General features: G+C 70.9%; 25 protein-coding genes. 23 read left to right on the forward strand and 2 right to left on the reverse strand.

The window, feature by feature from the left end; translation table 11 throughout:
- Nucleotides 1-31: 31 nt before the first annotated feature.
- Nucleotides 32-1009 (forward strand): LysR family transcriptional regulator, encoded by a 978-nt coding sequence (locus Raf01_RS08920; RefSeq protein ID WP_203917269.1) that lies wholly within the window; start codon nt 32-34, stop codon nt 1007-1009.
- 110 nt (nt 1010-1119) lie between these two features.
- Nucleotides 1120-1689, forward strand: a complete 570-nt coding sequence (locus tag Raf01_RS08925) for a Uma2 family endonuclease (protein WP_203917270.1) — start codon at nt 1120-1122, stop codon at nt 1687-1689.
- Here Raf01_RS08925 and Raf01_RS08930 read toward each other — a convergent pair whose 3' ends face one another.
- A complete protein-coding gene (locus tag Raf01_RS08930; RefSeq protein ID WP_203917271.1) occupies nt 1690-2199 on the reverse strand; it encodes a DinB family protein in 510 nt (169 codons plus the stop codon).
- Between the two features lie 171 nt (nt 2200-2370).
- On the opposite strand from Raf01_RS08930, the gene ftsY reads away from it, so the two are divergent.
- From ftsY to Raf01_RS09035, 21 genes are all read left to right on the forward strand, one after another.
- Nucleotides 2371-3552, forward strand: a complete 1182-nt coding sequence (gene ftsY, locus Raf01_RS08935) for a signal recognition particle-docking protein FtsY (protein ID WP_203917272.1) — start codon at nt 2371-2373, stop codon at nt 3550-3552.
- Nucleotides 3553-3600: 48 nt separating this feature from the next.
- A complete protein-coding gene (locus tag Raf01_RS08940) occupies nt 3601-4389 on the forward strand; it encodes an aminoglycoside phosphotransferase family protein (RefSeq protein ID WP_203917273.1) in 789 nt (262 codons plus the stop codon).
- A 199-nt stretch (nt 4390-4588) separates the two neighbouring features.
- A complete protein-coding gene (locus Raf01_RS08945) occupies nt 4589-5956 on the forward strand; it encodes an ammonium transporter (RefSeq protein WP_373319508.1) in 1368 nt (455 codons plus the stop codon).
- A gap of 25 nt (nt 5957-5981) precedes the next feature.
- Nucleotides 5982-6320 carry a P-II family nitrogen regulator gene (locus tag Raf01_RS08950; RefSeq protein ID WP_203917398.1) on the forward strand — a complete coding sequence of 113 codons (339 nt, stop codon included), beginning with the start codon at nt 5982-5984 and terminating at the stop codon, nt 6318-6320.
- A complete protein-coding gene (locus Raf01_RS08955; protein WP_203917274.1) occupies nt 6295-8532 on the forward strand; it encodes a [protein-PII] uridylyltransferase in 2238 nt (745 codons plus the stop codon). The genes Raf01_RS08950 and Raf01_RS08955 overlap by 26 nt, the downstream gene beginning before the upstream one ends.
- A 186-nt stretch (nt 8533-8718) precedes the next feature.
- On the forward strand, nt 8719-10245 hold the full coding sequence (gene ffh / locus Raf01_RS08960; RefSeq protein ID WP_203917275.1) for a signal recognition particle protein: 1527 nt from the start codon (nt 8719-8721) through the stop codon (nt 10243-10245).
- Nucleotides 10246-10321: 76 nt separating this feature from the next.
- Complete coding sequence (locus Raf01_RS08965; RefSeq protein WP_203917276.1) at nt 10322-10870, forward strand: RNA polymerase sigma factor; 549 nt, start codon at nt 10322-10324, stop codon at nt 10868-10870.
- The gene (locus Raf01_RS08970; protein ID WP_203917277.1) at nt 10870-12015 is read left to right on the forward strand and encodes a YncE family protein; all 1146 of its coding nucleotides are present in this window, start codon (nt 10870-10872) and stop codon (nt 12013-12015) included. The genes Raf01_RS08965 and Raf01_RS08970 overlap by 1 nt, the downstream gene beginning before the upstream one ends.
- A 30-nt stretch (nt 12016-12045) precedes the next feature.
- Nucleotides 12046-13146 carry an amidohydrolase family protein gene (locus Raf01_RS08975; RefSeq protein ID WP_203917278.1) on the forward strand — a complete coding sequence of 367 codons (1101 nt, stop codon included), beginning with the start codon at nt 12046-12048 and terminating at the stop codon, nt 13144-13146.
- A gap of 11 nt (nt 13147-13157) precedes the next feature.
- Complete coding sequence (gene proS, locus Raf01_RS08980; RefSeq protein WP_203917279.1) at nt 13158-14564, forward strand: proline--tRNA ligase; 1407 nt, start codon at nt 13158-13160, stop codon at nt 14562-14564.
- A 5-nt stretch (nt 14565-14569) separates the two neighbouring features.
- The gene (locus Raf01_RS08985; protein ID WP_203917280.1) at nt 14570-15229 is read left to right on the forward strand and encodes a ribonuclease FAU-1 family protein; all 660 of its coding nucleotides are present in this window, start codon (nt 14570-14572) and stop codon (nt 15227-15229) included.
- Between the two features lie 251 nt (nt 15230-15480).
- Nucleotides 15481-15963 carry a 30S ribosomal protein S16 gene (gene rpsP, locus Raf01_RS08990; protein WP_203917281.1) on the forward strand — a complete coding sequence of 161 codons (483 nt, stop codon included), beginning with the start codon at nt 15481-15483 and terminating at the stop codon, nt 15961-15963.
- Nucleotides 15938-16198: an RNA-binding protein gene (locus Raf01_RS08995; RefSeq protein ID WP_203917282.1), complete on the forward strand. Its 261-nt coding sequence runs from the start codon at nt 15938-15940 to the stop codon at nt 16196-16198. Before rpsP ends, Raf01_RS08995 begins: the two co-directional genes overlap by 26 nt.
- 4 nt (nt 16199-16202) lie before the next feature.
- Nucleotides 16203-16766 carry a ribosome maturation factor RimM gene (gene rimM / locus Raf01_RS09000; protein ID WP_203917283.1) on the forward strand — a complete coding sequence of 188 codons (564 nt, stop codon included), beginning with the start codon at nt 16203-16205 and terminating at the stop codon, nt 16764-16766.
- Nucleotides 16767-16779: 13 nt separating this feature from the next.
- On the forward strand, nt 16780-17565 hold the full coding sequence (gene trmD / locus Raf01_RS09005) for a tRNA (guanosine(37)-N1)-methyltransferase TrmD (protein WP_203917284.1): 786 nt from the start codon (nt 16780-16782) through the stop codon (nt 17563-17565).
- A 93-nt stretch (nt 17566-17658) separates the two neighbouring features.
- On the forward strand, nt 17659-18015 hold the full coding sequence (rplS, locus tag Raf01_RS09010) for a 50S ribosomal protein L19 (RefSeq protein WP_203917285.1): 357 nt from the start codon (nt 17659-17661) through the stop codon (nt 18013-18015).
- Between the two features lie 202 nt (nt 18016-18217).
- Nucleotides 18218-19054, forward strand: coding sequence for a signal peptidase I (gene lepB, locus Raf01_RS09015; protein WP_203917399.1), 837 nt, complete (start codon nt 18218-18220; stop codon nt 19052-19054).
- Nucleotides 19051-19689 carry a signal peptidase I gene (lepB, locus tag Raf01_RS09020; RefSeq protein ID WP_203917286.1) on the forward strand — a complete coding sequence of 213 codons (639 nt, stop codon included), beginning with the start codon at nt 19051-19053 and terminating at the stop codon, nt 19687-19689. The genes lepB (Raf01_RS09015) and lepB (Raf01_RS09020) overlap by 4 nt, the downstream gene beginning before the upstream one ends.
- Nucleotides 19690-19699: 10 nt before the next feature.
- Nucleotides 19700-20155, forward strand: coding sequence for an NUDIX hydrolase (locus tag Raf01_RS09025; RefSeq protein WP_239133472.1), 456 nt, complete (start codon nt 19700-19702; stop codon nt 20153-20155).
- Nucleotides 20155-20901 (forward strand): ribonuclease HII, encoded by a 747-nt coding sequence (locus Raf01_RS09030; protein ID WP_203917287.1) that lies wholly within the window; start codon nt 20155-20157, stop codon nt 20899-20901. The genes Raf01_RS09025 and Raf01_RS09030 overlap by 1 nt, the downstream gene beginning before the upstream one ends.
- Nucleotides 20898-21218 (forward strand): DUF2469 domain-containing protein, encoded by a 321-nt coding sequence (locus Raf01_RS09035; RefSeq protein ID WP_203917288.1) that lies wholly within the window; start codon nt 20898-20900, stop codon nt 21216-21218. Before Raf01_RS09030 ends, Raf01_RS09035 begins: the two co-directional genes overlap by 4 nt.
- 214 nt (nt 21219-21432) lie before the next feature.
- On the opposite strand, the gene Raf01_RS09040 is transcribed toward Raf01_RS09035, so the two are convergent.
- Entirely contained in the window at nt 21433-21645 is a 213-nt protein-coding gene (locus Raf01_RS09040) for a hypothetical protein (RefSeq protein ID WP_203917289.1), read from the reverse strand.
- Nucleotides 21646-21713: the final 68 nt, after the last annotated feature.

Below are 21713 nucleotides of genomic sequence, written 5' to 3' on the forward strand. Positions count from 1 at the left end.
CCGATCGAGCACGGATCGATATCCTGACGATATGAATGACGTCGAGTTCCGTGAACTCCGCTACTTCCGGGCGGTCGCTGAGGAGCTCAACTTCGGGCGGGCCGCCCAGCGGCTGGGCATCGCCCAGCCGCCGCTGTCCAAGGCGATCGCCGGGCTGGAGCGCCGCCTGGGGGTACGGCTGCTGGAACGCACCACGCGGCGGGTCGAGCTGACCGCGGCCGGTGCGGTGCTGCTGGACGAGTCCCGGCGGCTGATGGACGCGGCGACGGCAGCGGTGAGCCGTACCCGGCGGGCCGGAGCCGAGCGCCCGAGCCTGGTGGTGGCGGTGAAGCCCGGTATCGACGCGGACCTGTTGCGCAGGATCATCGCCGGGTACCCAGAGGATCTGCCGCCGGTGGAGGTCTCGGTGACCGGGTGGGGCGGCCCCGAGGCCGCGCTCCGGCGGGGAGCGGCGGACGTCGCGCTGGTGCACAGCCCGCACGACGTGACCGGCTTGGACAGCGAACCGCTGGTCAGCGAGCCGCGCGTGGTCGTGCTGCCGGCCACGCACCGGCTGGCCGGCCGGCGACGGCTGAGGCGCGCGGACCTGACCGGCGAACATACTCCACAGTGGACGGACGCGGGTCCGGCCGAGGTGGCGTACTGGGCCGGCCGGGATCCGGCCTCGCTCGCGGTGACCTGGCCGAACGGGGCGGGCGAGCGGGGCGGGCCGGAGACGTGCGACGGTCCGGCACCGGACGGGCCTCACGTGGGTGACCTGTCCACACTGCTGGAGGTGGTGGCGCTCGGGCAGGCGGTGGCGTTCGTACCGGCGTCGGTGAGCCGGTACCCGCGCCCGGACGTGGCGTACGTGCCGGTCAGCGATCTGAGCCCGATGGTGCTGTCGGTGGCCTGGCCGCAGGCGTCCCGGTCGCGAGCGGTGGCGGCGTTCGTGAACGCGGCACTGGCCGCCCAGGCGACCGGCGCGCTGCTGCCGGGCGGCGAGTCGGTGGAAAACGCCGTGGGTTAATGGTTTCGTGACCGATCCGGGTAATCGGGATCTTCCGCCGCGCGATACCTGTGTGATGACACGCGCGGCCGTACTCTGAACGGGACAGAACGAGGGGGAGGAGAAGGCTGGTGACGGTGACCGTGACCCCGACCCTGGAGCCCATCGGACAGGTCCTGACTCCCGAGGAGTACGACGCGCTACCCGAGAACAGCCTCAGGGAGTTCGTCGATGGAGTCGTCCACGTGATGGCCACCCCCACGTACTGGCACCAGCAGGTGGCCCAGGAGTTGCGTGCCGCGCTCAAGGGCCTGAAGCCGATGGATCTCAGGGTCACCGGGGAACTGGAGATCAGGCTCGGCGACACCCTCCGGCGAAATCCGGATGTCCTGGTGGTCGCCGCCGCCGGGCTGGACCGGGGAGCCTGCCGGGTGCTGCCCGAGCACGTCGAGCTCGCGGTCGAGATCGTGAGCCCAGGCTCCGAGTCCACGGATCGCCAGGTCAAGCCGCATGAGTACGCGCGGGCGGGGATACCGCACTACTGGCGGGTAGAGATCGACCCCGAGCTCGTCGTGCACACGTTCCGCTTGGGGGACAGGGGCTACGTGGAGACGGGCGTCTTCACGTCAGGAGACGTCGTTGCCGCGCCCGGCTTGTCGTGGGCACGGGTGAAGGTCGACGAGTTGACCGACGAGGGCTGACTATTCGCCGGTCGCGCCGTCGACGCGTTCGCGGAGCAGGTCGGCGTGGCCGTTGTGCCGGGCGTATTCCTCGATGAGGTGCATGAACACCCAGCGGAGCGTGTAGCGCCTGCCGTTGGGCCTGCTCGCCGTGAAGTCCAGCGAATGTGGCGCCGCCGCTGCCCGGGACCGGTCGCACTGCGCCCGGTAGGCGGCGAACACCTCATCGATCGGGGTGTCGTCGAGGTCGTTGAAGTCGCCGTCCTCGTTGTCGGGCAGCGAGTACAGCGGGCGGCGGGGCTCCGACGAGAAGATCCAGAACCAGCCGTCTTCGACATCGGTGAGGTGCCGGACGAGGCCGAGCAGCGACATCGGCGACGGCGGGCAGGACCTCGCCGACAACTGGTCGGCGTCCAGCCCGGCACACTTGATCATCAGAGTCGCCCGGTGGTAGTCCAGCCAGGCTTCCAGCATCTGCCGCTCGCCGAGCTCCTGACCCGGCTCGGCGCGGGACACCTCAGGTGCGAACATGGCATCACCGTACCGGCCGGGTACGACACTCAGCGTAGGACCGCCTGAGGCGCCGGCCGCCGCAACCCGGACCAGTCGGGCTCGGCGCGTCTGGCCGCCGCGCGACGACCCGGACCAGCCGATTGGTGGGCCGGCGAGCCGGCGGGCGGGATGTCTGCCAGGATTTCTGTCATGCAGTGGTACGTCTACGTCCTGATCGTGCTCGCCGTCGTCCTGGTCGTCGGCCTCGGCCTCGTGGTCGGCCAGCTCTCCCGGCGGCCACCGGAGCAGCCGCCACCGCCCGGGGGCCCCACCACGGCGCCGCCGGCACCCCCGACCGAGGCGGCGCCGCCCACCACGGCCGCGCCGCCGGTGGTGATCGAGCCACCGGTGGTCGTGGAGCCGGAGGTGGACGTCGTCGCGCCACCGACCGTCGAGGCGCCCGCGCCGACCGCCGGGCGGCTGGTGCGGCTGCGCTCCCGGCTGTCCCGGTCCCAGAACGCGCTGGGCCGAAGTCTTCTCGCCGTACTCTCCCGGGACCGGCTGGACGACGACGCGTGGGAGGAGCTGGAGGACAACCTGATCACCGCGGACGTCGGCGTGGAGCCCACCCGGGAGATCGTCGAGCGGCTGCGGGAGCGGACCCGGGTGCTGGGCACGCGTACCGCGGACGAGCTGCGCGCGCTGCTCAAGGAGGAACTGGTCGGGGCGCTGGACCCGAAGCTGGACCGGAGCCTCGCGGCCACCCCGCACGACGGCCGGCCCGCCGTCCTGCTGGTCGTCGGCGTGAACGGCTCCGGCAAGACCACCACCTGCGGCAAGATCGCCCGGGTACTGGTCGCGGACGGTCACACCGTCGTGCTCGGCGCGGCCGACACGTTCCGGGCGGCGGCAGCCGACCAGCTCGCCACCTGGGCCGGGCGGGTCGGGGCCGAGGTGGTCCGGGGCCGGGAGGCCGGTGACCCGGCGGCGGTCGCGTTCGACGCGGTACGCCGGGGGATCGAGGCGGGCACCGACACGGTGCTGATCGACACCGCCGGGCGGCTGCAGAACAAGGTGGGCCTCATGGACGAGCTGGGCAAGGTCAAGCGGGTGGTGGAGCGGCACGGCCCGGTCGACGAGACGCTGCTGGTCCTGGACGCCACCACCGGGCAGAACGGGCTCACCCAGGCCCGGGTGTTCACCGAGGTGGTGGACGTCACCGGGGTCGTGTTGACCAAGCTCGACGGGACGGCGAAGGGTGGCATCGTGATCGCGGTACAGCGAAATCTCGGCATCCCGGTCAAGCTCGTCGGTCTCGGCGAGGGCCCGGACGACCTGGCGCCGTTCGAGCCCGAGGCGTTTGTCGACGCGTTGCTTGGTACGAACGCGTAGCCTCGGGGGACCGGTGACGATGAGTGCCGTCGGCGATTTGGATGGGGATTGACGCAACAGGAGATCCCGCTGCTGGGTGGTAACACCAGCACGGTGGTGCGCGTGGGTGACACGGTACGGCGTGGCTGCGGTCCGTGGACCCCGGCCGTGCACGCGTTGCTGCGTCATCTGGAGTACGTCGGCTTCACCGGCTCACCCCGGGTGTACGGCGTCGATGAGCGCGGCCGAGAGGTGCTGTCCTACCTGGAAGGCGAGTGCGGCTCGTACCCGTTGGGCCCCGACTGGGTGACCGACGAGGCGCTGGTGGCGGTGGCCCGGATGCTGCGGATGTTCCACGACGCGCAGTACGGTTTCCGCCCGCAGCGTGGCGCCGTGTGGCGCTCGTTCGGGCCGCCCCCGCCGGACACGGAAGTGATCTGCCATCACGACGCCGCGCCGCACAACGTCATCTGGCGGCCGGACGGCACCCTGGCGATGATCGACTTCGACCTGTGCTCGCCCGGCGCGCGCATCTACGACGTGGCGTACGCGGCCTGGACGTGGGTACCGCTGTTCTCCGACCGGGACTCGTACACGCTGGGCTGGCGGCGCCCGGACCGGCCGCGCCGGCTCCGGCTGTTCGCCGACGCGTACGGGCTGATGAACCGGGATCGCCACCGCCTGGTACGCACCATCCGGAAGCGGATCGTGGACCACGTGGAGGGCATCCGGCGCATGGCGGCGGCCGGCGATCCGGCCTTCGTCCGGATCGTGCACAAGGGACACCTCCGCCGCCCGATGCGCGACCTACGGCTGATCGACTACGAGCGAAACGTCCTGGAGTACGCGCTGCGCTGAGTTCTCCCCGCTCCCCGGCGGCTCGCCGAGTTGGCACTCGGTGAGCGTTTCTTCACACGTACGAAACATCACGTCACGGCCCGGTAACCGAGCAGAGACCGTGCGCGAAACAGCGGGGAGCGAGAGTTCCGCCCAACCGGCGATCGGGCGACGCTGCCGCCGCCGGAGGGAGGGAACTCACACCGAGGAGGGCAGCGTGCTGCTCGCTGATCCACCGACGCTTGACACGGGCAACACCGCCTGGTTGTTGGCCTCGTCCGCGCTTGTACTGCTCATGACTCCGGGGCTGGCGTTTTTCTACGGTGGCCTGAACCGCTCGAAGAGCGTACTGAACATGATGATGATGAGCTTCTCCTGTATCGGGCTCGTCTCCGTTCTCTGGCTCGTCTACGGCTTCTCGTTCGCGTTCGGCACCAACTCCAGCACGGGTGCCAACAACATCATCGGTAGCTGGACTCAGTACCTCGGCAACAAGACGTTCGCCACCGAGTTGTGGGGAACCACCGGGATACCGACGTACGTCGTACTCGCGTTCCAGATGATGTTCGCGATCATCACGGTCGCCCTGATCAGCGGCTCGATCTCCGACCGGACGAAGTTCGGCGGGTGGCTGCTGTTCGCGTTCGGCTGGTTCACCATCGTGTACGTGCCGGTGGCGCACTGGATCTGGGGCGGCGGCTTCATCGCCACGAAGATCGGGGCGCTGGACTTCGCCGGTGGTACCGCGGTGCACATCAACGCCGGTTCGGCCGCGCTCGGCCTCGCGCTGGTACTCGGCAAGCGGGTCGGCTGGCCGAAGGAGAGCTTCAAGCCGCACAACGTCCCGTTCGTGGCGCTGGGCGCCGGCCTGCTGTGGTTCGGCTGGTTCGGGTTCAACGCCGGCTCCGAGCTGACCGCCGACAACCTGACCGCGCTCGCGTTCGTGAACACCCAGGTCGCGACGGCCGCCGGGTTCCTCGGCTGGATCATCGTGGAGTGGGTACGCAAGAACGGCCGGCCGACGATGGTCGGCGGCTCCTCGGGCGCGGTCGCCGGCCTGGTCGCGATCACCCCGGCCTGTGCCTACATCGCGCCGTACGCGGCCATCCTGCTCGGCCTCGTCGCCGGCGCCATCTGCGCGATGGCGGTGAGCGTGAAGTACAGGTTGGGCTTCGACGACTCGCTGGACGTGGTCGGAGTGCACTTCACCGGTGGGTGGGTCGGCTCGCTGTGGATCGGTCTGTTCGGGAGCGGGGCGATCAGCAGCTACGTGAAGCACGACGGACTGTTCTACGGCGGGGGCGTCAGCCAGCTGTGGCGCCAGGCGCTGGCCAGCGCGATCGTGTCGGTGTTCTCGTTCGGGGTGGCATACCTGATCGGTACCGTGATCAACAAGACCGTCGGCCTGCGTACCAGCACCGAGGTCGAGGTCGAGGGCATCGACGTGGCCGAGCACGCGGAGAGCGCGTACGAGTTCTCGCCGGCGGCCACCGGGGGCGGCGCGTTCGCCCTGGCCGGGATCGGTGCGCCGAAGTCCGACATCCCCGCACCGGCCCAGGAGCCGGAGTCCGAGAAGGTAGCCGGTTAACGTCTTGGCGATGGAGGGACTGAGCATGAAGCTGGTGACCGCGGTCATCAAGCCGTACCAGCTCGATGCGGTCAAGGAGGCACTGCACGCCCTCGGCGTGGCCGGACTGACCGTGAGCGAGGTGCAGGGCTATGGCCGGCAGAAGGGGCACACCGAGGTCTACCGCGGCGCGGAGTACACGGTGGAGTTCCTGCCCAAGATCCGGGTTGAGGTTGTGACCGACGAGATCGACGTGGACAAGGTGGTCGATGCCATCGTCACCGCCGCCCGTACCGGCAAGATCGGCGACGGGAAGGTCTGGGTCACGCCGGTGGAAGAGGTGATCCGGGTTCGGACCGGTGAACGTGGGCTCGACGCGCTCTGAGCCGCGACAGGTGATCGACCGCAAGACGGTGGGCGCCGCCGCACGCGAGGAGCGTGCGGCGGCGCTCGACGCCTGGCTGGCCGATCTGCTGCCCGACGTCAGCGGCATCTCCCTGGTCGCGGTCGGCGGCCTGGGCCGGCGGGAGTGCGCGCCGTACGGGGACGTCGACCTGGTGCTGCTGCATGGTGGCGGAGACGTTCGGAGCCTCGCCGACGCGCTCTGGTACCCGATCTGGGACGCCCGGGTCGGTCTGGACCACTCGGTGCGTACCGTCCCCGAGGCGCTGGCCGTGGCCCGGCAGGACGTCAAGGTCGCACTGGGCCTGCTCGACCTGCGGTACCTCGCCGGTGACCCGGCGCTGGCGCAGCGGCTGCGCGCGGAGGCGGCGCAACAGTGGCGGCGGAGCGCCGCTCACACGCTTCCGGCCCTGCGCGAGGTGACCGCGTCCCGCTGGCAGACCCACGGCGAGCTGGCCTTCCTGCTGGAGGGTGACGTCAAGGAGGCCCGGGGCGGCCTGCGCGACGTGGCGATCCTGCGCGGCGTGGGGATGGCCGGAGTGGCGGACGCGGCCCGGCCGGCGGTGCGCGCGGCGCACACCCGGCTGCTCGACGTCCGCGACGCGCTGCACGTGACCGCCGGACGGCGGGTCGACCGGCTCCTCGCCCAGGACCGGGAAGCCGTCGCGGGCCTGCTCGACCTGCCGGACGGCGACGCGTTGCTGCGCCGCATCGCTCAGGACGCGCGTGCCGTCGCGTACGCGGTCGACGACGCCTGGCGGGCCATCGACCGGTGGAGCCGTCCGGCCGGCCCGCCGACCCGGCGGCCGATCGGCCGGGACGTGGTGGAGCAGGACGGGGAGGCGGTACTCGCCCGGGCCGCGGTCGCGCCGCGCCCGGATCCCAGCCTGGCACTGCGGGTCGCGGCCGCCGCGGCGAACGCCACGCTGCCGATCGCGCGTCCGACGCTGGAGTGGCTGGCCGCGTTCTGCCCGCCGCCGTCCACCCCCTGGCCGGCGGCCGCCCGCGAGGCACTGCTCACCCTGCTCGGGTCGGGTACGGGGTTGGTGCCGACCTGGGAGGCGTGCGACCGGTACGGGCTGGTGCTCGGCTGGCTGCCGGAGTGGAGCCGGGTACGGGGGCATCCGCAGTACAACCCGGTGCACCTGTACACAGTGGACCGTCACCTGGTACAGGCGGCGGCCGAGGCGAGCGCGTTCACCCGCGAGGTCGCCCGGCCCGATCTCCTTGTCCTGGCGGCTTTCCTGCACGACATCGGCAAGGGCTTGCCGTCTCCGCATCCTCCCGGAACGCCGCCCGACCACAGCGTGCTGGGCGCGCCGGTGGCGGCGCGCATCGCGGCCGAGATCGGCCTGCCGCGCGACGACGTCGCGATGGTGGAGAAACTGGTCCGGCTGCACCTGCTGCTGCCGGACGTGGCGACCCGGCGGGATCTGGCCGACCCGGTCACCATCCGGCGAGTCGCCGACGCGGTCGGCGACGTGACCACATTGGACCTGCTGTACGCGCTGACCAGGGCGGATGCCGCGGCGACCGGGCCGGGCGCGTGGTCGCGGTGGAAGGGCCGGTTGGTGGCGTCCCTTGTGGACCGTGTCCGGTCCACTCTGGACACCGGCGAGGTGCCGCCCGCCCCGGTGCCCGACCGCGCGCTGGTCGCTGACCCGCTGCCGGCGGTACACGTGAACGGAGACCGGGTGTCCGTGGCGGCGACCGACCGGCGCGGCCTGCTCGCCGCGGTGGCCGGATGCCTGACCCTGCACCGGCTCGACGTGGTGACCGCCGATGTGTCCTCGGTGGAGGGGCGGGCGCTGGTGCAGTGCGCGGTGCAGACGCGGTTCGGCGCCTTGCCGGACGCCGAGGCGCTTCGGGTGGACCTGCGCCGGGCGGCCCTGGGGCAGTTGCCGGAGCGGCTGAACCGGCGCGGCGCGTCCCGGCCCGGCGGCGCCGCTGCCCGGGTGGTGTGGCATCGGGACGCGGCGACCGACGCGGCCGTCCTGGAACTGCGCGCGGCGGACGCGCCCGGCCTCCTGTACCGGGTCGCCAGGGCGCTGGAGGAGGTCGGCGCGGACGTACGCGCGGCCCGGATCTCCACGCTGGGCGGGGACGTCGTGGACGCGTTCTACCTGGTCGGGCAGTGGGTCGATCCGACGGTACGGTCCGAGGTGGCCGGGGCGGTGCTGGCCGCCGCGGGCTGATCGGAGCCGGCGCCCCCTTCTACGCGCACGGGATTTGGTACCTTTGTCCGTATTGGCGCGGCTTCTCCGGCCTGTCGCCGGCCGGAACCGGGCCTGTCCGCCGCAGAGCCCGGCCAGCGCGGGCCGGTTACCCTTGTCGGGGGCCTCGGCCCCGCCCACCGGATCCGAGATCGAGGATGAGGCACCGTGTTTGACACGCTGAGCGACCGGCTCAACGGGATCTTCACCAAGCTGCGCGGCAAGGGTCGGCTGTCCGACGCCGACATCGACGCCACCGCGCGGGAGATCCGGCTCGCCCTGCTCGAAGCCGACGTGGCGCTGCCGGTGGTGAGGGCTTTCATCGCCTCGATCAAGGAACGGGCCCGCGGCGCCGAGGTGCACCAGGCGCTCAACCCCGCGCAGCAGGTCATCAAGATCGTGCACGAGGAGCTGGTCGGCGTGCTCGGCGGGGAGACCCGCCGGTTGCAGTTCGCCAAGCAGCCGCCGACCGTGATCATGCTGGCCGGTCTCCAGGGTTCCGGTAAGACGACGCTGGCCGGCAAGCTCGCCCGCTGGCTCAAGGGCCAGGGTCACCAGCCGCTGCTGGTCGCCGCCGACCTCCAGCGCCCGAACGCGGTCAACCAGCTCCAGGTGCTCGGCCAGCGGGCCGGGGTGGAGGTATACGCGCCGGAGCCGGGCAACGGCGTGGGCGACCCGGTCCGGGTGGCCAGCGACTCGATCGAGCACGCCCGGCGGTCGATGCGCGACATCGTCATCGTGGACACCGCCGGCCGCCTGGGCATCGACGCCGAGATGATGGGGCAGGCCGCGGCCATCCGCGACGCGGTGACCCCGGACGAGACCATCTTCGTGGTCGACGCGATGGTCGGTCAGGACGCGGTGGCCACCGCCGAGGCGTTCCGGGACGGGGTGGGCATCACCGGCGTCGTACTGTCCAAGCTGGACGGTGACGCCCGCGGTGGTGCCGCGCTGTCGGTACGGCACGTAACCGGCCAGGCGATCCTCTTCGCGTCCACCGGCGAGAAGCTGGAGGACTTCGACGTCTTCCACCCCGACCGGATGGCCTCCCGGATCCTCGGCATGGGCGACGTGCTGACCCTCATCGAGCAGGCCGAGCAGGCTTTCGACGAGGACCAGAAGCAGCGGATGGCCGCCAAGGTCACCGGCGGCGAGGCGTTCACCCTCGAAGACTTCCTGGAGCAGATGACCGCGCTGCGCCGGATGGGGCCGATCGCCAACATCCTCGGCATGGTGCCCGGCATGAACCAGGTGAAGGACCAGCTGGCCGAACTCGACGACAGTCACTTCGACCGGATCACCGCGATCATCCGGTCCATGACTCCCGGCGAGCGGGTCAACCCGAAGGTCATCAACGGCTCCCGGCGGGCTCGCATCGCGCGCGGCTCCGGGGTCACCGTGATGGACGTGAATCAGCTGCTCAACCGGTTCGCCGAGGCCCAGAAGATGATGAAGCAGATGGGCGGCATGATGGGCCTGCCGGGGCGGCGCAAGGCCACGAAGTCGCCGAAGAACAAGCGCAAGGGCACCAAGGGCGGCGGCCGGCCCCGGTCCGGCAGCCTGCCCGGCGGGTTCCCGGGCGGAATGCCCCAACTGCCGCCGGGGCTGGACCCGAGCGCCCTGGACCCGGGCGCGGGCTTCAAGGCGCCGAAGCTCGACTTCGGCAAGCTGACCAGGCGTCCGAAGGACAACTGACGCCCCGGCGCCGGTTCGCCGATATCGACCGGAACCACACCGCCGGCACCGGCGTGTACCTGGCATGGATGTGTCCATGACCCGGGCGCCAGACCGCGTCGCGCGGCAGCCCGCTCCACAGGGGGCCGGTGTGCGCGACGGCGTGCCCCGGCCCGACGACCACTCGTTCGACGCCTTCTACCGTGCGCAGTCCGACCGGGTGTACCGGGCGCTGCTGCTGACGCTCGGCGATCCGTACCTCGCCCGCGAGGCGGCCGACGAGGCGATGGCCCGCGCGTGCGCCCGCTGGCACACCGTCGGCGGCCTGGACAACCCGGGCGGCTGGGCATACCGGGTCGGGCTGAACTGGGCCACCTCGTGGTGGCGCAAGCTGCGCCGGGAACGGCCCCTGGAGCCGGACTGGGGCGTCGGTACCGTGCCCGATCCGCAGGTCACGGTCGCCCTGGACGCGCTGCGCGAGCTGCCGCTGCCGCAGCGCGCCGTGGTGGTCTGCCGGGTGCTGCTCGATCTGTCCACCGCCGAGACCGCCGCGCTGCTCGGGCTCGCCGAGGGCACGGTGAAGAGCCGTCTCGCCCGGGCGCTGGCCGCACTGCGGGCCGTCCTGTCCGACCAGGGGGAAGCGTGATGCACACCGATGACGAACTCGACCTCGACGTCGAGCTGATCGAACTGCTGCACCGCGCGGCCGCCGCGCTTCCCGGGTACCCAGCCGACCCGGCCACGGTGGCCCGCCGACGCACCGCGCGACAGCGCCGCCACGTGGCCGCCGGGGTCGCCGCCGGCCTGGTCGCGGCCGTGCTGGTCGGCGGTGTGGCACTGGTCGGCTCGGGTAACGGGCCGGCGCCGATGACGGTCGCGGCCGGCCCTCCCGCCGCCCCCAGGTTGTTTCTCGTTCCCCGTACCCAGTCCTGGGAGGGCAGCGACGGACGCCCGGTCGGGCTGAAGCCCGTGAACGACCTGGACGAGGTGCTGCCCGACGGACATCTGGTCGTCCGGGTGGTGCCCGGCATGCCGCAGGTGGCGGAGGCAGTCACGCTGCCCGATGGCGGGTTCGCGGCGCTCGGCCTCGTCGTCCCGCCCGAGGGCACGTCGCCGTCCCGGCCGAACGCCAGCCCCACGCCGGCCAAGGACCAGGGCCCGATGCGGGTGGCGGTGGTGAGGCCGGACGGGTCGGTACGGTCGATGACCGAGACCGACGCGATCGGGTTCATCGGCGCTGACGACCGGCGGGTGTACCTGTACGACGCCAACTCGCACGTCATCGCGATGGACCTGTCCACCCGCAAGCAGAGAATCCTGAACTGGCCGGACCTGTACGCCGGGGCGGTACTGGCCGGCGGGCGGTTCGCCGAGTTGGCGGGCGGCCCGAACGCGTCGCCACCGGAGCCCTGCCACCTGCGGCTGCTCGACGGGCAGTCCGGTGCCCAGACCGTCCAGCGCACGCTGCCGTCCGAAGACTGCAACCTCTGGGATCTGGCGCTGTCCCCGGACGGACGCTGGCTGGCGATCGCCGTAGCCGGGCCGCTGATGGGCAACGCCAACCAGTTGAGCCTCATCCTCGTCAACGTGGACACCGGCAAGCAGACGAACCAGCTGCTCGACCAGGGGCCGCCGGTGGCGGACAGCGGCGAGATCGACTTCCAGGGTATGGCGTGGCTGGACGACGGCCAGGTACGGGTCGCCTGGACCCACCTGCCCGACAAGGTCGACCGGATGTACGACAAGTCCGAGGTGCTCCGGGTGAAGACGGTGGCGGTACCTGGGTCGTGACGCCGGTACGGCATCGGGTTCACTGGGCGGATGGCGCTGCACGTACGCGGAGTGGTCCTGCCCGACGATGAGGTACGCGACCTGTGGCTGGTCGGGGACCGGGTCACCACCGACCCGGTCCCCGACGCCGTCACGGTCTCGACCGGCGGGTTCATCCTGCCCGGCCTCGTCGACGCCCACTGCCACATCGGCATCGCCACCGGCAGCCGGCCGATCGCCAGCGCCGACGAGGCCCGGGCGCTGGCCGCCATCGACCGGGACGCCGGAGTGCTGGCGATCCGGGACGCCGGGTCGCCGTACCCGTACCCGGAGCTGGACGACGACCCCGGCGTACCGCGGCTGGCCCGGGCCGGCCGCCACGTCGCGGCACCGCAGCGGTACCTGCGGGGTGTCGGCGTGGAGGTCGACGCGGCGGGGGTGGGCGCGGCAGTCGCGGCGCAGGCCCGTGCCGGCAACGGCTGGGTGAAGCTGGTCGGCGACTGGATCGACCGGGGTGCCGGGGATCTGGCCCCGGCCTGGGACGAGGCGACCCTGCGGTCGGCGGTCGGGGCGGCACACGACGCCGGGGCCCGGATCGCCGCGCACGTGTTCAGCGAGCAGGCGGTGGCCACGCTGGTACGCGCCGGGGTCGACTCGGTGGAGCACGGCACCGGGCTGTCCCTGGACCTCATCGACCTGATGGCGGCTTCGGGCACCGCCCTCGTACCGACGATGATCAACGTGCGGACGTTCGACTCCATCGCGGCCCGGGCGGACGACAAGTTCCCCGGGTACGCGCGGCACATGCGGGCGCTGGCCGCGGGCTTCCCGGCCGTGGTACGGGCGGCCGCCGAGGCCGGGGTGCCGATCTACGTCGGCTCGGACGCCGGTGGCGGCATCGACCACGGGTTGGCCGCCCAGGAGATGCTGCTGCTGCACGAGCAGGCCGGGATGACTCCGATCGATGTCCTGCGGGCCGGTTCCTGGGGCGCCCGGGAGTGGCTCGGCTTCCCGGGCCTGGTCGAGGGCGGCCTCGCAGACCTGGTGGTCTACGACAGCGACCCGCGGGAGGACCTGCGGGTACTGCTTCACCCGAAGCGGATCATTCTGCGCGGCCGGGTAGTGACGCCGGGGGCTGTGACCGCTGGCTAAGATGTGCGCTCATGGCACGCGTACTCACTCCCCGGGCGGAGGATTTCCCCCGGTGGTACCAGGATCTGATCGCCAAGGCTGAGCTGGCCGACAACGGACCGGTCCGGGGCACGATGGTGATCAGGCCGGCCGGGTACGCCATCTGGGAGCGCATGCAGTCCGAGATGGACACGCGGATCAAGACCGCGGGCGCCCAGAATGCCTACTTCCCGCTGTTCATCCCCGAGTCCTACCTGCGGCGCGAGGCGCAGCACGTGGAGGGCTTCGCGCCGGAGCTGGCGGTGGTCACCCACGGCGGCGGCAAGCAGCTGGCCGAGCCGGTCGTGGTCCGGCCGACCAGCGAGACGGTGATCGGCGAGTTCATGGCCAAGTGGGTGGACTCCTACCGGGACCTGCCGCTGCTGCTCAACCAGTGGGCCAACGTGGTGCGCTGGGAGCTGCGCCCGAGGGTTCTGCTGCGTACCACCGAGTTCCTCTGGCAGGAGGGGCACACCGCGCACGTCGACGAGGCGGACGCCCGCGAATACGCGCGGCGGATCCTGCACGAGGTCTACGAGGACTTCATGGTCAGCGTGCTGGCCATGCCGGTACTGGTCGGCCGGAAGACCGCGCGCGAGCGGTTCGCGGGCGCCACCAGCACGTACACCCTCGAAGGCATGATGGGCGACGGCAAGGCGCTGCAGATGGGCACCAGCCACGAGCTGGGCCAGAACTTCGCCCGGGCGTTCGACATCGCGTTCTCCGGTGCGTCCGGCAGCCGGGAGATGGCCTGGACCACGTCCTGGGGCAGCTCCACCCGGATGCTCGGCGGGTTGATCATGTGCCACGGCGACGACAACGGGCTGCGGGTGCCGCCCAACGTGGCGCCGGTGCAGGCGTACCTGATGGTGGTCAAGGAGGGCGACGGCGTCGCGACGACCGCCGCCAAGCTGCGCGACGAACTGCGGGCCGCCGGCGTCCGGGCCGCCCTCGACGACCGGGTGGACACCGCGTTCGGCCGCCGGGCCGTGGACGCGGAGCTGAAGGGCTATCCGGTACGCGTGGAGATCGGCCCCCGCGATCTCGCGGCCGGCAATGTGGTGCTGGTACGGCGGCTCGACGGCAGCAAGACGCCGACCCCGATCGGCGAGGTGGCCTCGGCCGTGGCCGCCGCCCTGGAGGCCGACCAGCAGTCGCTCTACGACGCCGCGCTGGCGAGTCGCCTGGAGCGCACCGTCGAGGTGTCCACCGTGGAGGAGGCCATCGAGGCGGCCGCGACCGGCTGGGCCAAGATGCCCTGGGCGGCCGTCGGAGCGCACGGCGAGGCTCAGGCCAACGCCGAGGGTGTGACCGTTCGCTGCCTCACGCGGGCCGACGGCAGCGTGCCCGACTCCGAGGAGGAGCCCGACCTGGTGGCGTACCTCGCCCGGGCATACTGAGGCGCATGTCGTTCGCGCCCGGCAAGGTCATTCTGCATCGCAACACCCGTCACGATCGGATCGGTTGGGTCCGCCCGGCACGGGTGGTCAGCGACGACGAACGCGGCCTGTTGCTGTGGGTGGCTCAGGGCAGCGTGGTCGCCCACGAGGTCGACCAGGACGGGCTGACCCTGCGGGACATGCCGTTCGCGGACTGGGTCCGGCAGAGCTACCAACTGGTTCAGCTGCCGTGGAGCGGCCCCGGGGTACTCAAGCTCGTACGGCCGGGTGCGGCCCACTCGGTGTGGTGGTTCCGCGACGAGGTCGGCCGGTTCTCCGGCTGGTACGTGAACCTCGAAGAACCGGCGGTGCGCTGGCAGGAAGGCGACCTGGCCGGGGTGGACATCGTCGACCAGGATCTGGACGTCTGGGTGGATCCGGACCGCAGCTGGCGGTGGAAGGACGAGGGCGAGTTCACCGAGCGGCTGGGCTTCCCCGACCACTACTGGGTGTCGGACGCCGCGGCGGTACGGGCGGAGGGCGAACGGGTCATCCGGGACATCGAGGCGGGACGGTTCCCGTTCGACGGCACCTGGTGCGATTTCGCCCCGGACCCGGCCTGGGCCACGCCGACCGAGATGCCGCCGGGCTGGGACAGGCCGCCGGCCCGACTGCTCCGCGCCTGACTGCCCGGTGCATAACTGCTCCGCGCTTGACTAACTCCGCGCCCGCTGCTCGGCACCTGACTACTTCGCGCCCGATCTTGGCTACCTGATTTCGGTTGAGCCGCCACTATCTGGCACAATGGTCGGCTGGTATCCGGCACGCGTCCGTCGCCCTCTACCTCGGGCGCGTAGCCAGTCCACGAGCACCCAGTCAACATCAACCCCACGATGGCGGCTGGGCGGTCAGGATCACAAACAGGAGCGAGCAACCAGTGGCCGTAAAGATCCGGCTTCTACGGATGGGCAAGATCCGCAACCCGCAGTACCGCATCGTCGTCGCCGACTCCCGCACGAAGCGTGACGGTCGGGCGATTGAGTACATCGGGGTCTACCACCCCAAGGAGGAGCCCTCGCTGATCGAGGTCAACTCCGAGCGTGCGCAGTACTGGCTGTCGGTCGGCGCGCAGCCGAGCGAGCCGGTCCTGCGCATCCTGGAGAAGACCGGCGACTGGCAGAAGTTCAAGGGCCTGCCCGCGCCGGAGCCGCTGAAGGTGCCGGCCGCTCAGGCCGACCGCAAGGCGCGCTACGAGGCGGAGTCGCAGGCCGCGGCCGGACTTGCCGCCCCGGCGGAGCCGGCCAAGGCCACCAAGAAGGCGGCCAAGAAGGCCGCCGCGGAGGCTCCCGCCGAGACCGCCGAGACCCCGGCCGCGCAGACCGAGGAGTCGGCCGGTGCCGACGCAGGTACGCAAGCCTGACGGGGCGCTCCGGCCCGCGCTGGAGCACCTGGTCAAGGGCATCGTGGACCATCCGGACGACGTGCGCGTCCGGATGGTCGACTCCCGTCGCGGTCAGCGGCTGGAGGTGCGCGTGCACCCCGAGGACCTCGGTACGGTCATCGGGCGCGGCGGGCGCACCGCCAAGGCGCTTCGCCAGGTGATCACGTCGATCGGCGGTCGTGGGGTACGGGTCGACATCGTCGACGCGTACTGAGCCCATGCGCCTCGTCGTCGGGCAGATCGTCCGGCCGCACGGCATCCGCGGCGAGGTCGTGGTCGAAGTGACCACGGACGCGCCCGAGGACCGGTTCGCCGTCGGGTCGGTGCTGGACACCGACCCGACGGCACCGGCCCGGCCCGGCAATGGTGCGCCGGAACGCCCGTCGAACGGTGCCCGGACCGTCCCCCGCCTCGCGATCGAGGCGGTGCGTCCGCACCAGGACCGGCTGATCATCGCTTTCGAGGGGATCCTGGACCGTACCGCGGCCGAGGACCTGCGCGGAGTACGGCTCTGGGTCGACTCTTCCGACGTCGCCGAGCCCGTCGACCCGGACGAGTTCAACGACTTCCAACTCATCGGGCTGGCCGCGGTCGACACCGCCGGCCAGCGGCTGGGCGAAGTGGTCCGGATCGAGCACGGGCCGGCCGCCGACCTGCTCGTGGTGCGGCTGGTCGACGGGCGCGACGTACTGGTTCCGTTCGTCCGGGCGATCGTGCCCACCGTGGACGTGAAGGCTGGCCAGGTGGTGTTGACCCCGCCGGAGGGGCTGTTCGAGATATGAGGACCGGCGCTCGATGAGGGTCGATGTCGTCACGATCTTCCCGGAGTACCTGGCGCCGCTGGACCTCTCCCTGATCGGTAGGGCCCGTGCCGCCGGCATTCTCGACGTCGCGGTACACGACCTGCGGACGTGGACCAGCGACGTGCACCGCACCGTCGACGACACGCCGTACGGCGGCGGTCCCGGCATGGTCATGCGCCCGGAGCCGTGGGGTGAGGCACTGGACGCCGTCGCCTCGCCGGACGGATCGCCGGGTTCGGAGCCCCCGCATCTCGTCGTGCCGTCCCCAGCCGGGGTGCCGTTCACCCAGCCGCTCGCGCACGCGCTGGCCGGCGAGTCCCGGCTGATCTTCGCGTGCGGCCGGTACGAGGGCATCGACCAGCGGGTGCTCGACTACGCGGCCGAGCGCATGCCGGTGACCGAGGTCTCGCTCGGCGACTACGTGCTCTTCGGTGGCGAGGTCGCCGTACTGGTGATCCTGGAGGCGGTCGTCCGGCTGCTGCCGGGGGTACTGGGCAACGCCGACTCGCTGGTCGAGGAGTCGCACGCCGACGGGCTGCTGGAGGCGCCGGTCTACACCAAGCCCGCGCAGTGGCGCGACCTGCCGGTACCGGAGGTTCTGCGGTCCGGCGACCACGGCAAGATCGCCCGCTGGCGCCGCGACCAGTCCCTGCTGCGGACCGCCGGGCGCCGTCCGGATCTGCTGCCGGCGCTGCCGCCACAAGCCCTCGACAAGCGCGACCGGGCCACCCTCGAGGGGGCCGGATTTCAGATCCGGTACCCGGATGTGGCAGAGTAGTGGGGTTGCCGCGAGTGCTCGTGGCCTCATGTCGTCAGAAACCACCCGCGCGCCGCTGGTCCGGCGCGCCTTGAGCCCAAGGAAGCAGCAGCGATGAACACGCTGGACGCTCTGGACGCCCAGTCGCAGCGGACCGATCTCCCGGACTTCCGTGCCGGCGACACGCTCAAGGTGCACGCCCGGGTGGTCGAGGGCAACCGTTCCCGTATTCAGATCTTCCAGGGCGTGGTGATCCGCCGCCAGGGTGCAGGTCTGCGCGAGACGTTCACCATCCGGAAGGTCAGCTTCGGCGTCGGTGTCGAGCGCACCTACCCGGTGAACAGCCCGCAGCTCGACCGGATCGAGGTCGTCACCCGCGGTGCGGTCCGTCGGGCCAAGCTCTACTACCTCCGCGGTCTGCGCGGTAAGGCCGCGAAGATCAAGGAGCGTCGCGAGCGCCCGGTGAGCTGACTTCCCGGCCGCTTCGTAAGCGGCCGGAGACGAGCACCTAACTTTGAGGTCGGCCGGCTATATTGGCGCTACCGCTCGGAGCGCACCGCCCTGGGCGGTTGTCGCGCAAAGCGGGGAGTCGTGGGTGCAGGGTCGCACGGAGGTCAGTATCGACGACGAGGAATCGTCGTGGCGCCACCGGGTTCACCGCGCTCGTAAGAACATGCCGCTGTGGCAGGAAGTCCCACTGCTGCTGATCGTGGCGTTCTGCCTGGCCGTACTGATCCGGACGTTCCTGTTCCAGGCGTTCTTCATCCCTTCGGGCTCGATGGAGAACACCCTGCTGATCGGCGACCGGGTGCTGGTCAACAAGGTCGTCTATGACATGCGCCAGCCGCACCGGGGCGACATCGTCGTGTTCCGCGGCACCGACGCCTGGGCACCGGAGGCACCCCCGCCGGATGGCGGACTGTTCGCCAAGTTCGGCCGCACCATGGGTGACCTGGTCGGCGTCAGCCAGCCCGGGGAGAAGGACTTCATCAAGCGGGTGATCGGCCTTCCCGGGGACACTGTGGAGTGCTGCGATGCCCAGGGCCGGGTGACCGTCAACGGCAAGCCGCTCGACGAGCCGTACGTGACCGACAACTCGCCGCTGGACATCGATCCGACACCAGGACGCTGCGGTCCCCGCAAGTTCGCCCCGGTGGTCATCCCTCCCGGGGAGATGTGGGTGATGGGCGACCATCGCCTGGTGTCCCAGGACTCGCGATGTCAGGGACCGGTACCGATCTCCAACGTGATCGGCAAGGCGTTCGTCGTGGTCTGGCCGAAGAGCCAGTGGAGCACCCTGGGGACTCCGTCTACGTTCAGCAACGTTCCCAAACCGTCCTCCGCCAGCCCGTACCGCATGGTCACACCCGACCTGCGGTCGATCGGGCAGCCGGAGGGGAAGCCGGAGGCGCCGGATGCCGCGTTGGTTACCCCACTACTCGCGTCTTTACTCTTTCCTGCGCGTTCCCGACTCTTCCGACGTAGTAGACGACGTAGGCTTCGCCCGTGATTGACGAGCAGCAGACTCAGCGGCGGAACACGTTCTGGCGCGAGCTACCGATCCTTCTCGGGGTAGCCATCGTGGTCGCCATCCTGGTGCGCGCCTTCGTGTTGCAGACCTTCTACATCCCGTCGGAGTCGATGGAGCACACGCTCAACATCAACGACCGGGTGCTCGTCAACAAGCTGGTCTACGACTTCCGCGATCCGCACCGCGGCGAGGTCATCGTGTTCAACTCGCCAGAGGAGTGGCGCAGCGATCCGAGCGAGACCGACTTCATCAAGCGGGTCATCGGGGTGGGCGGCGATCGCGTGGTCTGCTGCGACGCCCAGCACCGGATCACGGTCAACGGCAAGGCGCTCAACGAGACCTACCTGGACTCCGACGACGGCGCCGACCTGGCGGCCAGCCCGGACCCGTTCGACATCACGGTGCCTCAGGGGCGGCTGTGGGTGATGGGCGACAACCGGTTCCACTCCGGCGACTCGCGCGAGCAGTACCTGCGCTTCCACGACATCGACAAGGCAACGATCAGCACCGATGCCGTGATCGGGCGGGCGTTCGTCGTCTTCTGGCCGTTCGACCGGGCCTCCTGGCTGTCGGTACCGGGCACGGACAGCGGGGTGCCCAACCCGAGGCCCTAGGGTTGGTGACGTGACGGAGCCGATCGCCCGGCGTGCCGGACGGATATTGTTGCTGGACGCCCAGGAACGGTTGCTGCTCTTCCACGGCTTCGACCCGGCTCGGCCCACCCACGGCTACTGGTTCACGCCCGGCGGTGGGTTGGACGACGGGGAGACCATGCTGGAGGCAGCGGCCCGGGAACTGTACGAGGAGACCGGACTGAAGCTCGATCCGGAGCAACTCGGGCCGGCGGTGTGGAGCGAGGTCACCGAGTTCCCGTTCGACGGCCTCCGGTACCGGCAGGAGCAGGAGTTCTTCGTAGTGCGCGTGAAGTCGTGGGAGGTCGACACGTCGGGCTTCGAGGAGCTTGAACGCGACTCGGTCGACGCGCACCGGTGGTGGTCGCTGGACGAGTTGATCGCTACGGACCAGCGGTACTACCCGGAGAACCTGCCCAGCCTGCTGCGCGGCGTCCTGGAGGCGTGATGTTGCCACCCGGCCGTACCGTCATCCACCGCTCCGGCGGCATCTACGCCCTGGAGCGGGCCCTGCAACGGCGCGGCTTCGCCCATGTGGCGGGCGCGGACGAGGCCGGCCGGGGAGCGTGCGCCGGACCGCTGGTCGCCGGGGCCGTCATCCTCCCCGAGGGCCGGCGCGGCGAGATCGACGGGCTGACCGACTCCAAGCTGCTCACGCCGCTGGCCCGGGACCGCATCTACGAGATCGTGGTCAAGATCGCAGTGGCCTGGTCCGTGGTGATCATTCCGCCCGACGAGGTGGACCGGCGCGGGCTGCACGTGTGCAACCTCGCCGCGATGCGCCGCGCGCTGGCCAGCCTGTCGGTACGCCCGTCGTACGTGCTGACCGACGGGTTCCCGGTCGATGGGCTCGGCGCTCCCGGCCTGGCCGTGTGGAAGGGCGACCAGGTGGCCGCGTGCGTGGCCGCGTCCAGCGTAGTTGCCAAGGTCACTCGGGATCGGATCATGAAGGATCTCCACGAGATCCACCCCAGCTACGGGTTTGCCGAGCACAAGGGCTACGTGACGCCGGAGCATTCGGCCGCTCTGCTGGCGCATGGACCGTGCCGGGAGCACCGCTTCTCGTACGCGAATGTGGCGGCGGTTGCCGGCCGGGCCGGTGGGCGCGGTACGGTCGGCGTGGCGTCCCCGGAGCGCGTGCCGCGACAGGCGCCAGTGGGCGAGAATGGCGGCATGGAGGGCGGGGCGGGATGAGCGCCGAAGATCTCGAAAAATACGAGACCGAGATGGAGCTTCAGCTCTACCGGGAGTACCGCGACATCGTGCGCCAGTTCTCCTACGTGGTCGAGACGGAGCGCCGCTTCTACCTCGCGAACCAGGTGGACCTGCACGTGCGCAACTCGGACGGCGAGGTCTACTTCGAGGTGGAGATGCACGATGCCTGGGTGTGGGACATGTACCGTCCCGCCCGCTTCGTGAAAAACGTCAGGGTGATGACCTTCAAGGACGTGAACGTCGAGGAGCTGGAGAAGCCGGACATCTCGCTGCCCGACTCCACCTTCGGCGCCTGACCGGTCGCGTCACCCGATCGCTGAGCGAGTCCGCGGGGGCTGCCTGCCGGCGGCCCCCGCTGTGGCTCGTCTCCGACCCGCCGGCGTCCTGTTTCGGCCCTGCCCCTGGTCCGCGCTCCTGTTTCGGGCCTGGCGCGTTGGTCCCTTGAGCTGGCGGGCCCCCGTGCTCAACTCGCTGATCTTCGGCGCGGCCCCGGTGGCCGCGCCGACCGTTTCACCAGCGGTTGATCGGCCTCCGGCCGCCACCGCGGATCGAACGCTTGGCCTTCCCGTAGAGGTAGACCGCCCCGCCGACCACGAGCGCGCCGACCAGGATGTAGAAGATCACACCGATCAGGGCCTTGATCAGCCACCATGCGACCACGCCGGCGACCACCAGGCCGGCGATCGTCAGTACCGCGTTGCGCAGAAAGTGCCCGTTCTCCATGGGTCCATGGTGCGTCGGCCGAGCGGCCGCGGACAGGGGGGATTTCCCGGATCGTGACCGGAGTTCAT

The sequence above is a fragment of the Rugosimonospora africana genome (assembly GCF_016862975.1).
Lineage (GTDB): Bacteria > Actinomycetota > Actinomycetes > Mycobacteriales > Micromonosporaceae > Rugosimonospora > Rugosimonospora africana.